The sequence below is a fragment of the Staphylococcus agnetis genome (assembly GCF_002901865.1).
Lineage (GTDB): Bacteria > Bacillota > Bacilli > Staphylococcales > Staphylococcaceae > Staphylococcus > Staphylococcus agnetis.
Genome location: NZ_PPQF01000157.1, coordinates 350 through 3674, shown reverse-complemented (window position 1 = coordinate 3674; position 3325 = coordinate 350). Strand labels below are relative to the sequence as shown.

At 30.0% G+C, this 3325-nt stretch carries 4 protein-coding genes; all 4 read right to left on the bottom strand.

Annotation, left to right across the window (positions count from 1 at the left end; genetic code table 11):
• Window position 1: 1 nt before the first annotated feature.
• On the bottom strand, window positions 2-295 hold the full coding sequence (locus CD172_RS12475) for a helix-turn-helix domain-containing protein (RefSeq protein ID WP_103346515.1): 294 nt from the start codon (window positions 293-295) through the stop codon (window positions 2-4).
• A gap of 342 nt (window positions 296-637) precedes the next feature.
• On the bottom strand, window positions 638-1414 hold the full coding sequence (locus CD172_RS12470) for a trypsin-like serine peptidase (protein ID WP_103346514.1): 777 nt from the start codon (window positions 1412-1414) through the stop codon (window positions 638-640).
• A 215-nt stretch (window positions 1415-1629) separates the two neighbouring features.
• Window positions 1630-2385 (bottom strand): trypsin-like serine peptidase, encoded by a 756-nt coding sequence (locus CD172_RS12465; RefSeq protein WP_103346513.1) that lies wholly within the window; start codon window positions 2383-2385, stop codon window positions 1630-1632.
• Between the two features lie 122 nt (window positions 2386-2507).
• Window positions 2508-3325: trypsin-like serine peptidase (locus CD172_RS12460; protein WP_206169848.1), on the bottom strand; the 818-nt coding region annotated here is incomplete at its 5' end.

Below are 3325 nucleotides of genomic sequence, written 5' to 3'. Positions count from 1 at the left end.
CTCATCCTAATACTTCCTGTAATTTATATAATTTAGTGATTTGCATTTTATCATGTTCATTGATACTACCTTTATGTCTTGCAATAAAAGAAGATTGAGGGCTTATATTCGAATGAACATCAGTTAAGGCAAGGTCGTAAAATTCTGCTAGACAAGTAATTTCAGATGAATAATTAATATTATTAATTTTATCATTTTCTAATCTATTGATAACATTAATAGAAATTCCAGTCTTTTTACTTACATAATCTAAGCTTAAATGATATCTATCTCTACTCTTTTTAAAAATATTCATAATTCCCCCTCCTTCATTATTTAGCATACGTATATATACACGCATTACTTACTTTATTATACCCAAATTGTCTAATCTGTAAATAGTTTTAGACTAAAAGACATAATGATACTACTGAATACATAAGTAAATATTGAATTAATGCATACGATGATATAGAATTCAAAAAAGATTAAGCTAAACAACTCCATGTAGTGGAGCTTACCGAACAAAATATTTTATCAGACCCTTGCTACACTTAGTGTTTATTCAAACATGAAAAACGACCTTTTTACAGGCCGCTTTTCATACATATTATTGTTACTTTATTTAATAGATTACACTATATCTATAGTTCCTCTTTTAAGTATTAGCTTCAATAAACTTGTATAAGTCTTCCCTAAATAAGTATCCATTAACACCTTGGTTAGCTTCCCATCCGCTATACACAATACCAACAACCTCGTGTTTATCATTGAATACTGGTGAACCTGAACTTCCAGGTGCCCCTGGCATACTTCCGAAGAATTTTAAAGGGTCGGTTCTACCGATGAAAAATAATAATCCACCCTCACTAGACCACATAGTGTCAATATCTCTTCCTCCAGGATATCCAGCTAAATAAAATTTTTTATCTTTGTTTTTGTCAATCCATTCTTGGTTTATGTCATCGGCACTTTTTATTTTAGCTGGATTTACTACATCGCCAATGTTTTGACCTTTTTCATTTGGACTCATTTCCAAAATAACTACGTCTATATCCCCAGGGACTTCGGTGTAATCTCTAATTTTAAAAGTTCCTAAATCTTTTTTAGATCCCTCGTTTGCATTATTTTTTGCTAATATTACATTGGTCTTTAAAGTACCCTCTTTCAAAATAGACTTTAGAACATGCTTATTAGTCATTACAGTAGTTTTACCCGAAACAAAACCAGTTGCAGAAAAATTCGGTCCCTCTATTTTAGTAACTATATTGTAAGGTGAGTGAAACGAATTTTTAACTGCTTCTATTTTCGCTTCCGCTCCAGTATTTTCTTCTGCTCTAGCTACATTAATGCTGTTATTATAAAAACTATCAATAGTTCCTACTGAAGCAATTAAAGTTAACAAAGTCATACTTTTTATTATTGTGTTTTTCACTGTTAATACCACCTTTCTATTTTTTAATTTATATCAAGCTGCAAACTTTTTATACCGATACCTTTATAAATGTAATTAACTAATTATTAAATAGTCATTAATGTGGCTATAGAATTAAATCGATTTTACACTTTTAGGCTTTCAAAATTGTTAAATATACTCATAAATATATATTTGTGAGTTTACAATATTTACATACTTTTTTAGTGTGTTTATCACTTATCATTTTCTAACCAATTATTGCTTTTATCATTAAACCAATTAGATATTTCTGATGTAATAGGTTTTATAGATGTTCTAGTACCAACTCCACCATGAATTATACCTATTAATTGATTGTTTTTCTTCAAGAATACAGCTGAACCAGACTGACCAGGATAGCTTGGTATATCACTATATAAATTAAATTGATCAGTATGAGTTATCGTTCCTTCACTTCTATATTGAACGTATCCACTTTTTTCATAAGGGTAACCAAATGAATAAACTTCTTCCCCAACTAAATCATTAATGTTTCTTATCCCCATAACTTTAACAGGAGCTATATCGAATTCTTTACCATAAAATTTATAGTCACTTGACTTATTTGATTCTTTGCCCCCAATTAAAGCAATATCATATAGTTTATTTCCATTATCATAAGGATTAAATAAGGTAATGTCCATATATCCAAAAGGAGTCTTTAAAGCAGATTCAGCAGGGTATAATCTACCATTTGCATTATCTTCAAAGTTATTATCACTACAGTGCGAAGAAGTAATACCAACTTTAGAATTTATCATAGTAGCTGTACAATGATGTCCATCTTTTTCAAATTTAGCTACCCTTTTTCCTATCGGGTCTTTTGTGGTGTCAGTTACAATTACTTGTTTTCCATGATTTTCATTTGCTTTTAAGTCTGACATTTTTTCATTGGTTATAGGAAGAAAAATAACAATGGATAATATTAAAATTTTTTTATCATAAAACACACCCTCTTTTAGTAAAAGATAGTTTTACATTATCTTAATATAAAAAGGGGGCAAAAACCATTACCCCCTTTAGCAAATTATCAAAGTCCTTTAAATAAATTATAAAATATCAAATTACCTAATTAACTTTTTAACTTGTCTTTTAAAATTTTAACAAATTTGCTATCAAATAGTCTGCCTACTAAAATATCACCTTTACCCTCGATTTTTGACTTACCAATGTGCATACCAACTAAATTATTGTCATCATCAAAGATTGGAGACCCTGAGTTACCTTCCTCAGTATATCCAAAATATTTAAGGTTTTGATCAGTAGAATGTACTTCAATTCTTTGCTTAAACATTTGATTTTGCACAGTGTTATTTGGGTATCCAACTAAATTAAGTACTTGGTTAGAACTCAAAGACTCTCCAAAACCAAATTCAAGGGGTTTTACCACTTCTCCAACTTCTTTATTATCAGCATTAGGTTTTAATGTTATGATTGCCAAATCTACACCTTCACCAAATGGAGCTTCATCGATAGACTCTGCTTGAAACTCACCATATGGCGTATTTAAGTTTCTTTGGTCATCTGTTGTTGTACCAGGTCTAAAAATAATTTTAGATGGATCTTTTTTGGCTTCTCGAGCTACATGAAAATTAGTAATAATTTTGTTTTTACCAACAACAGATGCTGTAGCATTCATTACACCTTTAACAGTTATTAATCCAACTGATTGATAAGGTGACTCTTGAGTATTAGAAACTTTTGTAAAATATCCCTCCGGTAGATAAAGAGGGTTTTGTTTATTATATTTGTCCCATTTCTCTTGATGTTCTTCTTTACTAAGCTCATTTGCAAAAGTATATTTTGTTAATGGGGTATCATATGATTGTAGAGTTATCGGGGTCACAGCTGCTAAAGTTAAAATTATAAAACCTTTTTTTATCATGTTGA

Coding starts and splice junctions, on each gene's coding strand:
- CD172_RS12475 (WP_103346515.1), bottom strand. CDS start 295: ATGAATATTTTTAAAAAGAGTAGAGATAGATATCATTTAAGCTTAGAT.